Genomic DNA, 15,837 nt, shown 5'->3' on the forward strand with positions numbered 1-15,837 from the left:
AAGCAAGACCGCGCATAATCGTGCATTTCCTGGTTGATGTTCGCGGAAGGAAATGGCTAGGCCTGAACCGGGCGACTTGGCAGCTGGGGCGTGTCAGCAGGGCCTGGCAGTGCTGCCATTGGGAAGGAAAGGGGGAAAGGCGTATGCGAGGCTGAGAAAGCGAAGCCTTTACCCGGTGACAGGCTTAGGTGCCCGCCACAGGCCTACTGGCTCTTCTAAGCGACAGCTTGCGTCCGCTGAATGGGTACGTTGAGGGTGGGAGCGCTGAATGCGGTGGATCTGTCTTGCCGAGGCTTCTTGCAGAAGGGGTATTGGCTTGAATCCTATCTTGCCTGACAAAACCCGCACGGCTGGTGGGTAAGAAGGGCGATCCAGTTTTCGTTTACCTGCTCGGTAGCCTTTGGTCAGCCAGGCGTGCTGGGTTCGAACAGGGCGATCTCGCGATCGCCCTGTTGTCCGCCCCAAGCCATCAGCTGCTCGGGGTAACGGTCTCGGTGAAGGAGCCCGCCGGCTGCAGCCCGTGTTTGTTCGCCGTGAAGTCCAGGGCCGTCGAGGCGTAGCGCACGCCATCCTGAGCCTGCTTGAGCGTCAGGTTGGCTTCATAGAACTTGTCGCTGGCCAGTTGCTTAACCGCCTGATCGACGTCCGTCATGGTCTGCTTGAGTGGTGCCAGGGCGATGGCGGTGTCGATATCGACGTCGGCCAGACGCAGGGTTTCCGCGGCGCCCTTGGCGTCGCCGTGTTTGAGCTTGTTGTTGGCGTCCGCCACTGCTTTCACTTTTTGCGGGCTGGCCATATAACTGTCCTGCACCACAGTGTCACCCCAAATCGGTAGCCAGGAGGTTACGGTCGTGCTGGTGTCGGCCTTGCCCTGATTATCCTTGACCTGCAACTCACTCGCGGCTTTTTCCAGTGCCGTATTATCCGACTGTGCAAGTTTGAGTGCCTGTTGCGCATCCTTGACATGGCTTACCGCTTTCTTCGTTTGCCCTTGAAAGAGTTCCAGGCGTGCGGTGGATATATCGGTGAAGGCTCTTTGGCCTTGAGTGGACAGCGCCTGGAAATTGCCCAGTTCGCTGGGCGAGGGGGCTTGGGTGGCGGCGAAGGCCGCAGACGAGCAGGCGGCTACGACGGCGACGACCAGCAGGCTCTTTGCCAGTTTATTCTTGACGTTCATGTGCTGCCTCCAGCGGATATGCAATTGAAGTTGGGTTATCGCTCAGGTAACAGAACCTTGTTCTGTAGTGCCTGGAATCGATGCTCCGCCGGATCCCTTAACACTGGATTAATAGGAGTCGAGCTTTTCTTGAATAGTCGCTGAACAGTCTTGCACTGTTAAATGCGGGTAATCTTGTCGGCCGTTAACCAAGGGCGCCTTTGGTTGAATCTCGTGTGAATATGTTTCGCCTGGAAGAACTTTTGGAAGTCTGAGGTTTATACGGATCCCTCAGGCGGGTAGGGGTGTGACCGCTTGCCTCGGTCGTGGCGATCCAGGTTTTCACGTAGACTGGCGGGCGATATTTCCTGGGGCTCTACTGCCTCGCCAGGCGCGAGCATGGGCCCGCCACAACGAGGAGCGAATGATGACGCAGGGTGGTGAAGGCCGGCAGATCGGCAAGGGTGGTTGCCTGGGGTTGATCCTGCTGTCGATCCTGTTCGCGGTCGTGGTCTTCGGCTCCATCATCTACGTCTATCGCCACAATGCCACGCCGGTCAGCCGCGCCAACGAGCAGCAGGCCATCGACCAGTGCCTGGCGCGGGCCAATGCCGCGGACACCTCGCCGGCGGATCGCCAGGCGCTGATGGAAAACTGCCAGGAAATGCAGAAGCAGTTCCTCAAGAAGTACCCCGACGTGGCACGTTGAGCGGGCAACCGTCCCTTGCGAGGTTGCGCCAGGTCTCAGTTTCTGAAAGGATTTCCGTCCCAAACTTTCCAGTGATCCTTTCGCGTCGCCCGGAATGCCTTGCGGCCCTGCCACTGTGCGGCGGGATTTCCAGCGGTGCGGCTGCTTACTGGCCAATCCCACCATGTGGCCCTTGGTATGGGTCACCACTGAGTTGAGGAGGCGCCATGCCTGTCATTACTCTCCCCGACGGTAGCCAACGTCCATTCGACAAGCCCGTCACCGTAGCCGAAGTTGCCCAGTCCATTGGTGCCGGTCTTGCCAAGGCCACCATCGCCGGTCGCGTCGACGGCCAGCTGCGCGATGCCAGCGATCTCATCGAGCAGGATGCCAACCTGCAGATCATCACCGCCAAGGACGAGGACGGTCTGGAGATCATCCGCCACTCCTGCGCTCACCTGGTGGGTCATGCGGTCAAGCAGCTGTTCCCGACCGCCAAGATGGTCATTGGCCCGGTGATCGACGAAGGCTTCTACTACGACATCTCCTTCGAGCGTCCCTTTACCCTGGATGACCTCTCGGCCATCGAGACGCGGATGCGCGAGCTGATCGACAAGGACTACGACGTCATCAAGAAGATGACGCCGCGCGCCGAAGTCATCGAGGTGTTCAAGGCCCGGGGTGAGGAGTACAAGCTACGCCTGATCGACGACATGCCCGAGGAGCAGGCCATGGGCCTGTACTACCATGAGGAATACGTCGACATGTGCCGGGGCCCGCACGTGCCCAACACCCGCTTCCTCAAGGCGTTCAAGCTGACCAAGCTGTCCGGCGCCTACTGGCGTGGCGACGCCAAGAACGAGCAGCTGCAGCGCATCTATGGCACCGCCTGGGCGGACAAGAAGCAGCTGGCGGCCTACATCCAGCGCATCGAGGAAGCCGAAAAGCGCGATCATCGCCGCATCGGCAAGCAGCTCGATCTCTTCCACCTGCAGGAAGAAGCGCCGGGCATGGTGTTCTGGCACGCCAATGGCTGGACCGTCTACCAGGTACTCGAGCAGTACATGCGCAAGGTCCAGCGCGAGCACGGCTACCAGGAGATCAAGACGCCCCAGGTGGTCGATCGCATCCTCTGGGAGCGCTCGGGTCACTGGTCCAACTACGCCGAGAACATGTTCACCACGGCCTCGGAAAACCGTGACTTCGCGGTCAAGCCCATGAACTGCCCCTGCCACGTGCAGGTGTTCAACCAGGGCCTGAAGTCCTACCGCGACCTGCCGCTGCGCCTGGCCGAGTTCGGTGCCTGCCACCGCAACGAGCCGTCCGGCGCCCTGCACGGCATCATGCGCGTACGCGGCTTCACCCAGGACGACGCGCACATCTTCTGCACCGAAGAGCAGGTGGAGAAGGAAGCGGCCGACTTCATCAAGCTGACCCTGCAGGTCTATGCCGACTTCGGCTTCACCGACGTGATCATGAAGCTCTCCACCCGACCGGCCAAGCGCGTCGGTTCCGAAGAGCTGTGGGATCGCGCCGAGAAGGCGCTGGCCGATGCCCTGGACGCCTCGGGTCTGGAGTGGGAATACCAGCCGGGCGAGGGCGCCTTCTACGGGCCCAAGATCGAATTCACCCTCAAGGACTGCCTGGGGCGTAACTGGCAATGTGGTACCCTGCAGTACGATCCCAACCTGCCGGAACGCCTCGATGCCAGCTACATCTCCGAGGACAACAGTCGTCAGCGCCCGGTGATGCTGCACCGTGCCATCCTCGGTTCCTTCGAGCGCTTCATCGGCATGCTCATTGAGCACTATGCCGGTCTGTTCCCGGCCTGGCTCGCTCCGACCCAGGCGGTGGTACTCAATATCACCGACAAACAGGCCGATTTCGCCCAGCAGGTCGTCGGCGAATTGAACGCTGAGGGCTTCCGGGCCAAAGCCGACTTGAGAAACGAGAAGATCGGCTTTAAAATCCGCGAGCATACTTTGCTCAAGGTTCCCTATCTCCTGGTTATTGGAGACCGGGAGGTTGAGACACGATCCGTTGCCGTGCGTACCCGTGAAGGCGTAGATCTGGGCTCCATGCCCGTCGAGCGTTTCCGCGAGCTGCTCACGCAAGCGGTTTCCCGGCGTGGCCGGCAAGATTCGGAGTAATCACTATCAAGCAGCGTGACATGAGACAAGACAAGCGAGCCGCACCCCGGGCACCGATCAACGAAAATATCACCGCCCGGGAAGTTCGCCTTATTGGCGCCGATGGTCAGCAAGTAGGCATCGTCTCCATCCAGGAGGCCCTGCAGGCTGCTGAAGACGCCAAGCTGGATCTGGTGGAAATCACCGCCGACGCCGTACCCCCGGTCTGCCGGATCATGGACTACGGCAAGCACGTCTTCGAGAAGAAGAAGCAAGTCGCGGCGGCGAAGAAGAACCAGAAGCAGGCTCAGGTCAAAGAAATCAAGTTTCGTCCAGGGACGGAAGAAGGGGATTACCAGGTAAAACTACGCAACCTGGTACGTTTCCTAACCGAGGGGGACAAGGCCAAGGTCTCGTTGAGATTCCGCGGCCGGGAGATGGCCCACCAGGAGCTGGGCATGGAGCTGTTGAAGCGGGTCGAAGCTGACCTCGTCGAACACGGCGCCGTTGAGCAGCATCCTAAGATGGAAGGACGCCAACTCATCATGGTCATCGCCCCCAAGAAGAAAAAGTAACTACCAGGGCACTGGCAGGCCTTGCTGTTATGCGTAATCACTCAATGCGGAGTATCCGAACATGCCAAAGATGAAAACCAAAAGCGGCGCTGCGAAGCGCTTCGTGAAAACTGCTGGTGGCATCAAGCACAAGCACGCTTTCAAGAGCCACATTCTGACCAAGATGACCACCAAGCGTAAGCGTCAGCTGCGCGGTACGTCGCTGATGCATGCATCCGACGTCCAAAAGGTCGAGCGCATGCTGCGCCTTCGTTAATCCTGGTCAAGAATTTAAAGGAAGTTACCCATGGCTCGTGTTAAGCGTGGCGTCATCGCTCGTCGCCGTCACAAGAAAATCCTGAAGCTCGCCAAAGGCTACTACGGTGCCCGTTCGCGCGTCTTCCGCGTCGCTAAGCAAGCGGTAATCAAGGCAGGCCAATACGCCTACCGTGACCGCCGTCAGAAGAAGCGTCAGTTCCGCGCTCTGTGGATCGCTCGTATCAACGCTGGTGCTCGTATCAACGGTCTGTCCTACAGCCGTCTGATCGCCGGCCTGAAGAAAGCGGCCATCGAGATCGACCGTAAGGTACTGGCCGATCTGGCCGTGAACGAAAAAGCGGCGTTTGCTGCGATTGTCGAGAAAGCTAAAGCTTCGCTGGCTTAAGCCCCCCGGCAATCTCGCGCCCCTGGCGCGAAGCAACGTTATCAATAGGGGAAGAGCCTCATAGCTCTTCCCCTATTTTGTATCTGGAGTCCCTAGATGGAAAACCTGGATGCGCTGGTCTCCCAAGCACTGGAGGCCGTGCGGCACACCGAAGACACCAATGCCCTGGAACAGCTCCGGGTCAATTACCTGGGCAAGAAGGGTGAACTGACCCAGATCATGAAGACCCTGGGCCACCTCACGGCGGAGGAGCGTCCCCAGGCTGGCGCGCTGATCAACGCCGCCAAGGAACGTGTCCAGGACGCAATCAACAGCCGCAAGGCGACGCTGGAGCAGGCCGCCCTGGCCGCTCGCCTCGCCGCGGAACGCATCGACGTGACCCTGCCCGGGCGTGGTCAGGCCTCCGGTGGCCTGCATCCCGTCACCCGCACCCTGGAGCGTATCGAGCGCCTGTTCGCCAACATCGGCTATGGCGTCGCCACCGGTCCCGAAATCGAAGACGACTACCACAACTTCGAAGCGCTCAACATCCCCGGCCACCACCCGGCACGGGCGATGCACGACACCTTCTACTTCAACGCCAACATGCTGCTGCGCACCCACACCTCGCCGGTGCAGATCCGCACCATGGAGAGCCAGCAGCCGCCGATCCGCATCATCTGCCCGGGTCGCGTGTACCGCTGCGACAGCGATCAGACCCACTCGCCGATGTTCCATCAGGTCGAAGGCCTGGTGATCGACGAGGAAGTCAGCTTCGCCGATCTCAAGAGCACCCTGGTGACTTTCCTGCGCGAATTCTTCGAGGAAGAGCTGGAGGTCCGCTTCCGTCCCTCCTACTTCCCCTTCACCGAGCCATCGGCCGAGGTGGACATCCGCCGTCCGAGCCGCGACGGCGAACCGGCTTCGCGCTGGCTCGAGGTGCTGGGCTGCGGCATGGTCCACCCCAATGTCCTGCGCATGGCCGGTATCGATCCGGAGAAGTACCAGGGCTTCGCCTTCGGCATGGGCGCCGAGCGCCTGGCCATGCTGCGCTACGGGGTCAACGACCTGCGCCTCTTCTTCGACAACGATCTGCGCTTCCTGGCGCAATTCCGCTAGCTGCCAGACGGGAGTCCTATGAAATTCAGTGAACAATGGCTGCGTAGCTGGGTGAACCCTGCGGCTACGCATGAGGATCTGGTTGCCCGGCTGTCCATGGCCGGCCTGGAAGTGGACGGCGTCGAAGCGGCGGCCGGCAGCTTCCAGGGCGTCATCGTCGGCGAGGTGGTCTCCGTCGAGCGCCATCCCGATGCCGACAAGCTCAACGTCTGCCAGGTGAGCAACGGTCAGGAATCCTTCCAGGTGGTCTGTGGTGCACCCAATGTGCGCGCGGGCCTGAAGGCGCCTTTCGCCACCGTCGGCGCAACCCTGCCCGGTGACTTCACCATCAAGAAGGCCAAGCTGCGCGGCGTGGAATCTCACGGCATGCTCTGCTCGGCCAGCGAACTGCAGATCAGCGACGACAACAGCGGCCTGCTGGAGCTGCCGGCCGGCGCGCCGGTGGGCGAGAGCATCCGCAGCTACCTGCAGCTGGATGACGCCATCATCGACGTCGACCTGACGCCCAACCGTGGTGACTGCCTGTCCATCGCCGGTCTGGCGCGGGAAGTGGGTGCCCTGTACAACGCCACCGTCGAGCCCCTGCAGGTCGAGGCCGTAGCGGCTACGCACCAGGAGACCCGTCCGGTCGAGGTGATGGCTCAGCAGGCCTGCCCGCGCTACCTGGGTCGCGTGGTCAAGAACGTCGACCTGTCCCGTCCGACGCCGGACTGGATGGTCGAGCGCCTGCGCCGCAGCGGCGTGCGCAGCATCGACGCCGCCGTCGACGTCACCAACTATGTGATGCTCGAACTGGGTCAGCCCATGCACGCCTTCGATCTGGACCAGATCAAGGGCGGCATCCGCGTGCGCCTGGCCGATGCCGGCGAGCGCCTGGTACTGCTGGATGGCCAGGACATCGAACTGCGCAACGACACCCTGGTGATAGCCGACCACGAACGCGCCCTGGCCATCGCTGGCGTCATGGGGGGCGAGCACAGCGGTGTCGCCGCCGGTACCCGTGATCTGTTCTTGGAAAGCGCCTTCTTCGACACCATCGCCGTTGCCGGTAAGGCTCGCTCCTATGGCCTGCACACCGATTCCTCCCACCGCTTCGAGCGGGGCGTGGACTTCGAACTGGCACGCAAGGCCATGGAGCGCGCGACTCGTCTGCTGCTGGACATCGTCGGCGGCGAACCGGGTCCGGTGATCGAAGCGGTCAGTGCCGAGTACCTGCCGCAGGTCGAACCGATCCTGCTGCGCGCCGAGCGCATCGAGCGCGTTCTGGGTCTGACCCTGGACGATGCCCAGGTCGAGCGTCTGCTCAGCGGCCTGGGCCTGGCCGTAGCCCGCCTGGAAGCTGGTCGTTGGCAGGTGGGCGTACCCAGCCACCGTTTCGACATCAGCATCGAAGTGGACCTGATCGAAGAGCTGGCGCGCCTCTATGGCTACAACCAGCTGCCGATCCGTTTCCCCCAGGCTCGTCTGGCGCCGCAACCCCTGCCCGAGAGCAAGGGCGAGTTGAGCCAGCTGCGACGCCTGCTGGTGGCCCGCGGCTACCAGGAAGCCATCACCTACAGCTTCATCGACGAAAAGACCTTCCGGCTGTTCGCCCCTGAGGCCCAGCCGGTGATGCTGGCCAATCCCATCTCCACCGACATGGCCGCCATGCGCTCGTCGCTGTGGCCGGGTCTGGTCAAGGCCGTGCAGTACAATCTCAACCGTCAGCAGGACCGCGTCCGGCTGTTCGAGTCGGGGCTGAGATTTGTTGGTCAGCTGGAAGGCCTGGTGCAGGAAAACGTCCTGGCCGGCGCCGTCTGCGGTTCGCGTCTGCCGGAGAGCTGGTCGTCCGGACGTGAGGCGGTGGACTTCTTCGACGTCAAGGCCGATGTCGAGGCGCTGCTGGCTCAGTCTGGTGCGGGTAGCGACTTCCGCTTCGTCACGGGCGAGCATCCGGCGTTGCACCCGGGGCAGACCGCGCTGATCGAAAGGGCAGGGCAGCCAGTCGGATATCTGGGCGCCCTGCACCCGGAAGTGGCACGCGAGCTGGACGTGGATCGCCCGGTGTTCCTCTTCGAGCTGGCATTGGATGCCCTGACCACCGGCAGCCTGCCGCGCTTTGGCGAGCTGTCGCGCTTCCCGGAAGTGCGGCGTGACCTGGCACTGGTGGTGGACGAAACCGTCGCCGCAGGCGACCTCTTGGCCGACATCCGCGAAAACGCCGGAGAAGGCCTCAAGGAACTGCGCCTGTTCGACGTCTATCAAGGCAAAGGTATTGATCCACATAGAAAAAGCGTCGCCATCGGCTTGACCTTGCAACATCCATCGCGCACATTAACCGATGAAGAAGTCAACGAAACGACGCAGAAAATCCTCGTTTCTCTGGAAAGAAGGTTCAACGCCACGTTAAGGAAATAGCGCATGGGGGCCCTGACGAAAGCTGAGATGGCCGAACGTCTGTTTGAAGAGCTCGGTCTGAACAAACGTGAAGCCAAGGAATTGGTCGAACTGTTCTTCGAAGAAATTCGTCATGCGCTCGAAAGCAACGAGCAGGTCAAGTTGTCTGGTTTCGGCAACTTTGACCTGCGCGATAAGCGCCAGCGCCCCGGACGCAATCCCAAGACAGGGGAGGAGATACCCATTACGGCGCGCCGTGTGGTGACCTTCCGCCCCGGGCAGAAACTCAAAGCCAGGGTCGAGGCCTATGCTGGAACCAAGTCATAACGACGAACTGCCGGTCATACCGGGCAAGCGCTACTTCACCATCGGTGAGGTGAGCGACCTTTGCTTGGTCAAACCGCACGTGCTGCGCTACTGGGAGCAGGAATTTCCCCAGCTGAACCCGGTGAAGCGCCGCGGTAACCGGCGCTACTACCAGCGCCACGACGTGCTCATGATCCGCCAGATCCGCTCTCTGCTGTACAACGAAGGCTTCACCATCGGCGGGGCGCGCCAGCGCCTCACCCAGGGCGACGAGACCCGCGATGAGGGTTCGCAGTACCACCAGCTCATCCGCCAGATGATCAGCGAACTCGAAGAAGTCCTCGTCGTACTGAAAAAGTGAAAAAAAGCTTCCATTAATCAAAGTGTTGCAGTAAGATGCACGCCGTTCCCTAGAGGAACACAGTCGGGGCGTAGCGCAGCCTGGTAGCGCACTTGCATGGGGTGCAAGGGGTCGAGTGTTCGAATCACTCCGTCCCGACCAAATTAACGAGAAGGCTCAAGCACTTAGTGGCTTGGGCCTTTTTCGTTTCTGGAACCAAGCCAAAATAGAATCAAAATCAGCTGGCGATTCGCTGGGTAGGGTTCCTGGTAGCTTTTGACCGTGTTGCTGCAAGGGTATTGCTGGTTACAAGCATACCTACCTTACTGAGTCTTCCACCCCGCCTGCTCATTGGTAATGACGTATAGAGACATCCAGCTCAGTTGAGCTCGGCATTACCTGCGCAGCTGTTCTCACTATCGCCTGTGGCAGCTTATTCGATCTTGAGTGCCCTTTTCGGGATACGCGCCTCGACCACAGCCTAAAGCATAATCCAACCTGCTTCCGGGCCAGCCGCTGCTTTGGACTAGCTAATAAAAATAGGAAGGCCCAGCGTTAGTACTGGGCCTCCTAATGTCATTCAGCGTTCTTAGCGGCATCTGCTCCAGCAGAGGTGAGCTTTATCGGTAGCACCAAAGAGCGATCGCCTTGAGCGTCGACGTGGACGTTGCCCTTATGAATCAGTCCATGCTCTTGCAGGTCCTGAAGAACGTCCATAACGGCATCTTCGCCGTGATGGTTATCGAGAATTTCACTACCCAGGCCCGATGGATGCGAGTGATACAGGCGGCGCAAGATTTCAGCTTTGAGTTCTGCATTGATAGCCATGTGGTCTCCTCGTATGTGTGCAAGGGTTATGACTACTAGCTAGATAATCAGTGCCTATGGGAGTGATATTCGGCAACTTTGAGGCATTGTCGTTGTGCAAGTCACCGGACATGACTTCGCTGTAGCCGAGGCCCTATCAGGTCTTGATCTAGGGAGGGAAGCTAGTGGCACGCGAATTTTTCGATGCGTAGGCTAATCGTTCTGTGGTGATGTCTGCCATGTGAATAGACATTGCCCTCTCTGTCAGGAAATGGTCTCTACCCGAACCAGTGCCTGCTGCCTGAAGGGGTTCAGGACGTCGGTCGCCGTAGCATCGGTAATTAGCGTCCAGTCCGTTTTGAGCGGCGTCCAGTGTTGCTGACGATCACGGCCGAGCTTGGTCGAGTCGGCGAGGACGAAGACTTCCGCGGCTTGCTGGATCATCAGCTCCTTGAGATAGGCCTGCTCGGTGCTGGCCTCACAGAGGCCGCGGCCGGCGACGACGCCGTCGGCGCTGAGGAAGACCTTGTCGGCCGACAACCGCTCGAGCATGGTGAAGGCCGCCGGGCCGAAGGTGGACATGCTGCCGGGGCGGAGGTCGCCGCCGAGCAGGGTGACGTGGCCTTCCGGCAGATCGCGCAGCAGCGGCACCGCCAGCAGGTTGTTGGTGATGACGTGCAGGCCGCGTCTTTCGTTGAGCAGCTTGGCCAGGGCGGCGGTGGTGGTGCCGCCGTCCAGCACCAGGGTGTCGTGGTCGTTGATATGGGCGAGGGCGGCGCGGGCAAGCAGGGCCTTTTCCGGACCGGACTGGTTGCTGCGTTGCTCCAGCGACGGCTCGGGCTCACGGGTGCCGATATGGGTCGCCCCACCGTAGGTGCGCAGGATCTGGCCCTCTTCCGCGAGGGCAGTCAGGTCGCGGCGGACCGTGGCTTCCGACACCTCCAGATGCCGGCACAGGGTTTCGACATTGGTGTGACCGGCCAGAACCAGTTCGAGGATGGCCTGGCGACGTTTGGCGACCTTCATGGGGAATCCATCGGGAAAGACCGCGCTACTCTAGCGCAGTCGTGCTTCCCCCACATCACAGCGAGGCGCCGCCGCAGACCGTCAGCGTCTGGCCGGTGAGGGCGCCGGCATCCGGGCCGAGCAGGAAGGCGGTCAGGCCCGCGACCTCTTCGGGCTGCACGTAGCGGCCCAGCGGCGGCAGCCGCGGCGGCGTGCCGGCACGACCCGGATCACGCAGCATGGGCGTCTCGGTCGCCCCGGGCGCCACCAGGTTCACGGTGACGCCACGCGCGGCCAACTCCAGCGCCCAGGAGCGCACCAGACCCACCAGGGCCGCCTTGGTGGCGGAGTACTGGCTGCGTCCGGCCGCGCCCTGCATGGTGCGGCTGCCGATCAGCACGATGCGCCCGTCCGTGGCGAGGCGCTCGACCAGGCGATCCACCAGGCGGCTGGCCACGGCCACGTGCAGGTGCCACATGGCGGCACCATCGGTCGGGTCCAGGGCGCCCAGGGGGGCAGTGCGCATGAAACCGGCGGCATGGACGATGGCGTCCAGCGGTTCGATGTCGGCCAATACCCTATCCAGCGCCTGGTCATCGGCCAGGTCGACGCCGATCCAGGTCAGCGCCGGATGCGACTGCTCGGGCGAGCGGCGGCTCAGGCCGGTCACCCGCCAGCCCTCGGCGAGCAGGCGCTGGGCGATGGCCGCGCCGATGCCGGAGCTGATGCCAGTGATCAGGGCGTGGGGTTGGGTCGTCATCGCCGTCTCCTCTAACGCAGCGCCGCCAGGGGCAGGCGGACGTGCTTGATGCGCTGGCGGAAGTAGGTGAAGGCCAGGTGGAGATCACCGTCGGGCGCCTGTACCAGGCTGGGATAGGAGTACTCGCGATTGAGCTTCTCGGTGGAGTTGTTGGTCAGGCAATAGCCGTCGCCGGCCTCGACGTCCAGGCGTCGCCAGCTGTGCCCCTCATCCGTGGACACGGCCAGGCTCATGGGGCCGCGTGGTACGCCCCAGATGGCGCTGCGCTCGCCGTCCTTTGCTACCGGATCGACGCGGCTGTCGCCATCGTCGATCTCGTCGTAGAGCGAGGCGCGGCGTTCGCTGTAGTCGGCGGCGCTGGTGGGGTTGTAGGCCACCACCAGTTCGCCGCTGGCGAGGCGGATGAACTGGATGGAGGAGTTGTTATTGGGCAGGGTCGTCGGGGTAGGGGCGCTCCAGCTGCGACCGCCGTCCTGGGAACGGCTGGCGTGGATGAAGTCGGCCCAGCGACTGCGGAACAGCGCCAGCAGGGTGCCGTCGCCGAGCGGCTGGATGTTCATGTGCACGCAGCCGGTGCTCTCGGGCACGGCATGCTCGGTCCAGCTGCGGCCCTGGTCACTGGAGATCAGCACGGCGCTGGTGTCATGGCTGCCCACCCACTTCTCGCCGGGGCGGGCGATGCAGTGGAAGATCGGCAGCAGCCAGTCGCCGTTGGCCAGCACCACCGGCGGCTGGCGAACGAAGGTTCCGGGGGTGTCGATCAGCGTCTCGATGGCGCCCCAACTGTGACCGCCATCGGGGGACAGGCGGCGGCGGACGATGGCGGTGTCCTGGTTACCGGCTACCTGGGCGGTCCACAGCAGCCACAGCGGGCCATTCGGCGCCTGGAGCAGGATGGGATTCTGCTCGGAGCGGGTCGGGTCGTCCGACAGCTGCACGGGATCGCTCCAGGTACCGGTCGCCGGATCGCGGCGGCTGAGCATGACCGAGATATCGGCCTTACCTTCCTGGGTGCCGGCGAACCAGGTACACAGCAGGGTGCCGTCAGGCTGAGCCAGCAGGTTGGCGGCGTGGTTCTGCGGATAGGGCGTCGGCAGGAAGCTGTCCTGGCGGCCAGCGATGGCGATTTCAGTGATGGACATGGGGGACCTCGGCAGGAGCGGCTTTGGCGGCGGGCTGGGGAAAGAGCCGTTCGATGACCACGACGATGGCAGGCGTCGCCAGGGCAACGTACATGTTGTCGATGCCATAGGGATTGCCCAGCAGATACCAGACGCTGGTGGTGATAGTCGAGGCCAGCAGGCCCAGCGTCGCGCCCCGGTTGGTGGCGAACAGCGGCAGGTAGATGGCGATCATGGCGATCACCGCGATGGACAGGCGCAGCGCCCGGGTAAAGAACGACAGGTTCAGGATCTCGGGGACGAAGAACACGAAGAACAGCGGCACGAAGCCAATGATCAGCGAGATCACCCGGGTGGCGTTGAACTCACGCTCGGGCGTGGGCTTGCGTAGCGGCACATAGAAGTCCCGGACCACCAGCGAGGCGATGGCCAGAGCCACGGTGCTGACACTGACGAAGATGGAGGCGACCAGGGAAATGGTCACCACGCCGGCCAGCACCGGGTGCATCGACTGCAGGAAGACGGGCAGGGCGTAGAGGCTGCTCATTTCTGGATGCAGGTACTTGGAGGCGACGCCGATGAAGCCCAGCGCCAGGGAGATAGGGATGCACAGCAGCGAGGCATGGAAGGTGGAGCGTTGGGCGGCGCGCGCATCCTTGGTCGAGGAGATCGCCTGGATGATGAACTGGGTGGAGAAGATCGCGCCGACGGTACCGATGATCCAGGCGAAGATCTTGCTGCCGCCAATGGCGCCGTCCCAGGTGAAGTAGTGCTCCGGCATGCTCTGCATGACCGGGGTGAAGCCGCCGGTCATGTGCAGGGCCACGCCCAGGACGATCAGCACGCCCACGTACTTGACCGAGGTGTGCAGGATGCTGACGTAGGCCACGCTCTTCAGCCCGCCGAAGACGTAGTACAGGGTACTGACGATGGCGGTGATGAAGGCCGCGGTGGGTAGGTTGATCTTGAGCACCGTGGCGATGGCCGCGGCGCCGCTGACGTAGTTGCCCACGTTCACCAGCAATAGGGCGTAGATCATGATGATCGACACCATCAGCTTGGTGGACAGGCCGTACTTCTGCGCGATGAAGCCGGAGATGGTGAATTCGCCGGAGGCGTAGAGCTTGCGCGCCATCAGTAGGCCGAACAGCGGAAAGCCGATGGCCGCGGCGATCACCGACCAGGAGGCGGCGAAACCGCTTTCGAAGGCTGCCTGGGCGGTGCCCACCGTGGACTTGGCGCCGATGAACTCTGACATCATCAGGATACCCACCACGAAGGCCGGCATGCTGCGCGCGGCCACCATGAATTCGCCGCTGGTGCGGCTGCGCAGGCGGATGCTGAGCCAGGTGGTGAAGAGAATGTAGACCACCACCATCCCGATGATGATGGCGGTGCTTTGCACGTCGAACGTCTGCATGGAAATCGCTCCGTGTTGTTGTTGTACGAGCTTTTTCACAGGGCGCCGGCAGGCCGCCGGCGCCCTGAACGAGGAACGTCAGTGGCTGGGTTGACCGGCGCCCAGCAGGTCCGCCTCCGGGTCGTCGTCGGTGACGATGGGTTCCACCCGGCCGAGCAGGAACAGGTAGTTGAGGATGGCTGCCACGATCAGCGCCGCCGAGAACAGCAGGGCGATGTTGAAGGAGCCGGTGGTGGCGACGATGAAGCCGGTGACGATGGGGCCGACCACGCCGCCCATGTTGGAAACCGAGTTCTGCAGGCCGGCCAGCATCGAGGTCATGCCGCGCGGGGCGATATCCCCGGGCATGGCCCACACCTGGGTGGCCGCCACGGTGGTGCCGGACTTGGCGATGCACAGCAGCACGATGGCGATCCAGGCCGACTCGGCGAAGGCCGCCAGGCCGATGCAGGAGGCCATCAGCAGGCCGACGATCAGAAATGTCTTGCGGATCGTGGTCAGCGAATAGCGGCCACTGCGGTAGATGCGGTCCGACAGCCAGCCGGCGAAGACTTCCACCACCATGGCGATCAGCAGCGGCAGCGCCGCCATGAAGCCCATGGAGATGAGGTCCATGCCCTTTTCCTTGACCAGGTAGGTGGGCAGCCAGGTGATGAAGAAGTAGGAGTTGTAGTTGATGAAGAAGAAGCCCAGGCACATGGCCCAGACGTTGCGGTAGCGCAGCAGCTCGTACCAGCGCATGGCTGGTTTCTCGCCATTGCCTTCGCGGCGCCGCTGGCCTTCGCGGATGTAGCGCAGCTCGGCCTGGTTGATGCGCGGGTGGTCTTCCGGATCGTTGCGGTAGAAGGCGAACCAGGCCAGGGCCCAGAGGATGCCGAGGGCGCCGCTGATGACGAAGGTCAGCTTCCAGCCGAACAGTGCGATCAGGCCGACGATCAGCGGCATGGCCACCGCGCCGCCGAACTTGGAACCGCTGTCGAAGATGCCCGAGACGGTGGCGCGCTCCTTGTCGGGAAACCAGCGCGAAGTGATGCCGGCGTTGCTCGGGTAGGCCGCCGCCTCGCCGATGCCCAGGCCGATGCGCAAGGCGAACAGCGACTTGAAGCCCGTGGCAAGGCCGGTCAGGGCAGTCGCCAGCGACCACCAGAGCACCGCGCCGCCTAGGGTGGCCTTCTGACCGAAGCGGTCGGCCAGCCAGCCCGCGGGCAACTGCAGCAGGGCGTACGACCAGAAGAAGGCCGACATGATCAGCCCCATCTCGGTCGCGTTGAGGGCGAATTCCTTGCTGATGAAGGGGGCGGCAGCGGAGAGCACCACCCGGTCGATGTAGTTGATGGCGATCGCTGTCCACATCAGTCCGGCGATGATCCAGCGAATCCTGGTGGCCTTGTTGTTGTTATCCATGATCAGGTT

General features: G+C 62.4%; 16 protein-coding genes and 1 tRNA gene. 10 read left to right on the forward strand and 7 right to left on the reverse strand.

All coding sequences use genetic code 11. The features are described 5' to 3' along the window. Window positions 1-469: 469 nt before the first annotated feature. The gene (locus V6W80_RS07330; protein WP_338546408.1) at window positions 470-1,177 is read right to left on the reverse strand and encodes a YfdX family protein; all 708 of its coding nucleotides are present in this window, start codon (window positions 1,175-1,177) and stop codon (window positions 470-472) included. A 403-nt stretch (window positions 1,178-1,580) separates the two neighbouring features. Here V6W80_RS07330 and V6W80_RS07335 point away from each other — a divergent pair, with 403 nt between their 5' ends. The 10 genes from V6W80_RS07335 (at window position 1,581) to V6W80_RS07380 (ending at window position 9,473) form a co-directional block, all read left to right on the forward strand. Next, window positions 1,581-1,865 carry a hypothetical protein gene (locus V6W80_RS07335; RefSeq protein ID WP_173146753.1) on the forward strand — a complete coding sequence of 95 codons (285 nt, stop codon included), beginning with the start codon at window positions 1,581-1,583 and terminating at the stop codon, window positions 1,863-1,865. A gap of 206 nt (window positions 1,866-2,071) precedes the next feature. Further along, window positions 2,072-3,994: a threonine--tRNA ligase gene (gene thrS, locus V6W80_RS07340; protein WP_042135817.1), complete on the forward strand. Its 1,923-nt coding sequence runs from the start codon at window positions 2,072-2,074 to the stop codon at window positions 3,992-3,994. A 20-nt stretch (window positions 3,995-4,014) separates the two neighbouring features. Then, window positions 4,015-4,548 carry a translation initiation factor IF-3 gene (gene infC, locus V6W80_RS07345; protein WP_017638835.1) on the forward strand — a complete coding sequence of 178 codons (534 nt, stop codon included), beginning with the start codon at window positions 4,015-4,017 and terminating at the stop codon, window positions 4,546-4,548. Between the two features lie 61 nt (window positions 4,549-4,609). Next, on the forward strand, window positions 4,610-4,804 hold the full coding sequence (rpmI, locus tag V6W80_RS07350; RefSeq protein WP_007159200.1) for a 50S ribosomal protein L35: 195 nt from the start codon (window positions 4,610-4,612) through the stop codon (window positions 4,802-4,804). Between the two features lie 30 nt (window positions 4,805-4,834). Next, window positions 4,835-5,191 (forward strand): 50S ribosomal protein L20, encoded by a 357-nt coding sequence (gene rplT, locus V6W80_RS07355; protein WP_007159199.1) that lies wholly within the window; start codon window positions 4,835-4,837, stop codon window positions 5,189-5,191. 96 nt (window positions 5,192-5,287) lie between these two features. Further along, window positions 5,288-6,289, forward strand: coding sequence for a phenylalanine--tRNA ligase subunit alpha (gene pheS, locus V6W80_RS07360; protein WP_017638834.1), 1,002 nt, complete (start codon window positions 5,288-5,290; stop codon window positions 6,287-6,289). Between the two features lie 18 nt (window positions 6,290-6,307). Beyond that, the gene (gene pheT, locus V6W80_RS07365) at window positions 6,308-8,686 is read left to right on the forward strand and encodes a phenylalanine--tRNA ligase subunit beta (protein ID WP_338546412.1); all 2,379 of its coding nucleotides are present in this window, start codon (window positions 6,308-6,310) and stop codon (window positions 8,684-8,686) included. Window positions 8,687-8,689: 3 nt separating this feature from the next. Beyond that, window positions 8,690-8,992, forward strand: coding sequence for an integration host factor subunit alpha (gene ihfA / locus V6W80_RS07370; RefSeq protein ID WP_007159196.1), 303 nt, complete (start codon window positions 8,690-8,692; stop codon window positions 8,990-8,992). Next, on the forward strand, window positions 8,973-9,332 hold the full coding sequence (locus V6W80_RS07375; RefSeq protein ID WP_007159195.1) for a MerR family transcriptional regulator: 360 nt from the start codon (window positions 8,973-8,975) through the stop codon (window positions 9,330-9,332). Before ihfA ends, V6W80_RS07375 begins: the two co-directional genes overlap by 20 nt. Before the next feature lie 64 nt (window positions 9,333-9,396). Continuing rightward, window positions 9,397-9,473, forward strand: a tRNA-Pro gene (locus tag V6W80_RS07380). A 414-nt stretch (window positions 9,474-9,887) separates the two neighbouring features. Here the strand turns inward: V6W80_RS07380 and V6W80_RS07385 are convergent. From V6W80_RS07385 to V6W80_RS07410, 6 genes are all read right to left on the reverse strand, one after another. Beyond that, window positions 9,888-10,139 (reverse strand): hypothetical protein, encoded by a 252-nt coding sequence (locus tag V6W80_RS07385; RefSeq protein WP_082731546.1) that lies wholly within the window; start codon window positions 10,137-10,139, stop codon window positions 9,888-9,890. Window positions 10,140-10,382: 243 nt separating this feature from the next. Further along, the gene (locus tag V6W80_RS07390; protein ID WP_338546416.1) at window positions 10,383-11,144 is read right to left on the reverse strand and encodes a DeoR/GlpR family DNA-binding transcription regulator; all 762 of its coding nucleotides are present in this window, start codon (window positions 11,142-11,144) and stop codon (window positions 10,383-10,385) included. Between the two features lie 55 nt (window positions 11,145-11,199). Then, window positions 11,200-11,883: an SDR family NAD(P)-dependent oxidoreductase gene (locus tag V6W80_RS07395; protein WP_338546418.1), complete on the reverse strand. Its 684-nt coding sequence runs from the start codon at window positions 11,881-11,883 to the stop codon at window positions 11,200-11,202. Window positions 11,884-11,894: 11 nt separating this feature from the next. After that, complete coding sequence (locus tag V6W80_RS07400) at window positions 11,895-13,025, reverse strand: sialidase family protein (RefSeq protein ID WP_338546420.1); 1,131 nt, start codon at window positions 13,023-13,025, stop codon at window positions 11,895-11,897. Continuing rightward, window positions 13,012-14,424, reverse strand: coding sequence for a sodium:solute symporter family protein (locus V6W80_RS07405; protein ID WP_338546422.1), 1,413 nt, complete (start codon window positions 14,422-14,424; stop codon window positions 13,012-13,014). Before V6W80_RS07405 ends, V6W80_RS07400 begins: the two co-directional genes overlap by 14 nt. A 78-nt stretch (window positions 14,425-14,502) precedes the next feature. Continuing rightward, window positions 14,503-15,828 carry an MFS transporter gene (locus V6W80_RS07410; RefSeq protein WP_160922935.1) on the reverse strand — a complete coding sequence of 442 codons (1,326 nt, stop codon included), beginning with the start codon at window positions 15,826-15,828 and terminating at the stop codon, window positions 14,503-14,505. Window positions 15,829-15,837 lie beyond the last annotated feature (9 nt).

The sequence above is a fragment of the Pseudomonas benzopyrenica genome (assembly GCF_036884265.1).
GTDB classification, from domain to species: domain Bacteria; phylum Pseudomonadota; class Gammaproteobacteria; order Pseudomonadales; family Pseudomonadaceae; genus Chryseomonas; species Chryseomonas benzopyrenica.

Bases quoted from the DNA above. Each gene is read 5' to 3' on its own strand.
- V6W80_RS07330 (WP_338546408.1), bottom strand. From the start codon at position 1,177: ATGAACGTCAAGAATAAACTGGCAAAGAGCCTGCTGGTCGTCGCCGTC.
- V6W80_RS07335 (WP_173146753.1), top strand. From the start codon at position 1,581: ATGATGACGCAGGGTGGTGAAGGCCGGCAGATCGGCAAGGGTGGTTGC.
- thrS (WP_042135817.1), top strand. From the start codon at position 2,072: ATGCCTGTCATTACTCTCCCCGACGGTAGCCAACGTCCATTCGACAAG.
- infC (WP_017638835.1), top strand. From the start codon at position 4,015: ATGAGACAAGACAAGCGAGCCGCACCCCGGGCACCGATCAACGAAAAT.
- rpmI (WP_007159200.1), top strand. From the start codon at position 4,610: ATGCCAAAGATGAAAACCAAAAGCGGCGCTGCGAAGCGCTTCGTGAAA.
- rplT (WP_007159199.1), top strand. From the start codon at position 4,835: ATGGCTCGTGTTAAGCGTGGCGTCATCGCTCGTCGCCGTCACAAGAAA.
- pheS (WP_017638834.1), top strand. From the start codon at position 5,288: ATGGAAAACCTGGATGCGCTGGTCTCCCAAGCACTGGAGGCCGTGCGG.
- pheT (WP_338546412.1), top strand. From the start codon at position 6,308: ATGAAATTCAGTGAACAATGGCTGCGTAGCTGGGTGAACCCTGCGGCT.
- ihfA (WP_007159196.1), top strand. From the start codon at position 8,690: ATGGGGGCCCTGACGAAAGCTGAGATGGCCGAACGTCTGTTTGAAGAG.
- V6W80_RS07375 (WP_007159195.1), top strand. From the start codon at position 8,973: ATGCTGGAACCAAGTCATAACGACGAACTGCCGGTCATACCGGGCAAG.
- V6W80_RS07385 (WP_082731546.1), bottom strand. From the start codon at position 10,139: ATGGCTATCAATGCAGAACTCAAAGCTGAAATCTTGCGCCGCCTGTAT.
- V6W80_RS07390 (WP_338546416.1), bottom strand. From the start codon at position 11,144: ATGAAGGTCGCCAAACGTCGCCAGGCCATCCTCGAACTGGTTCTGGCC.
- V6W80_RS07395 (WP_338546418.1), bottom strand. From the start codon at position 11,883: ATGACGACCCAACCCCACGCCCTGATCACTGGCATCAGCTCCGGCATC.
- V6W80_RS07400 (WP_338546420.1), bottom strand. From the start codon at position 13,025: ATGTCCATCACTGAAATCGCCATCGCTGGCCGCCAGGACAGCTTCCTG.
- V6W80_RS07405 (WP_338546422.1), bottom strand. From the start codon at position 14,424: ATGCAGACGTTCGACGTGCAAAGCACCGCCATCATCATCGGGATGGTG.
- V6W80_RS07410 (WP_160922935.1), bottom strand. From the start codon at position 15,828: ATGGATAACAACAACAAGGCCACCAGGATTCGCTGGATCATCGCCGGA.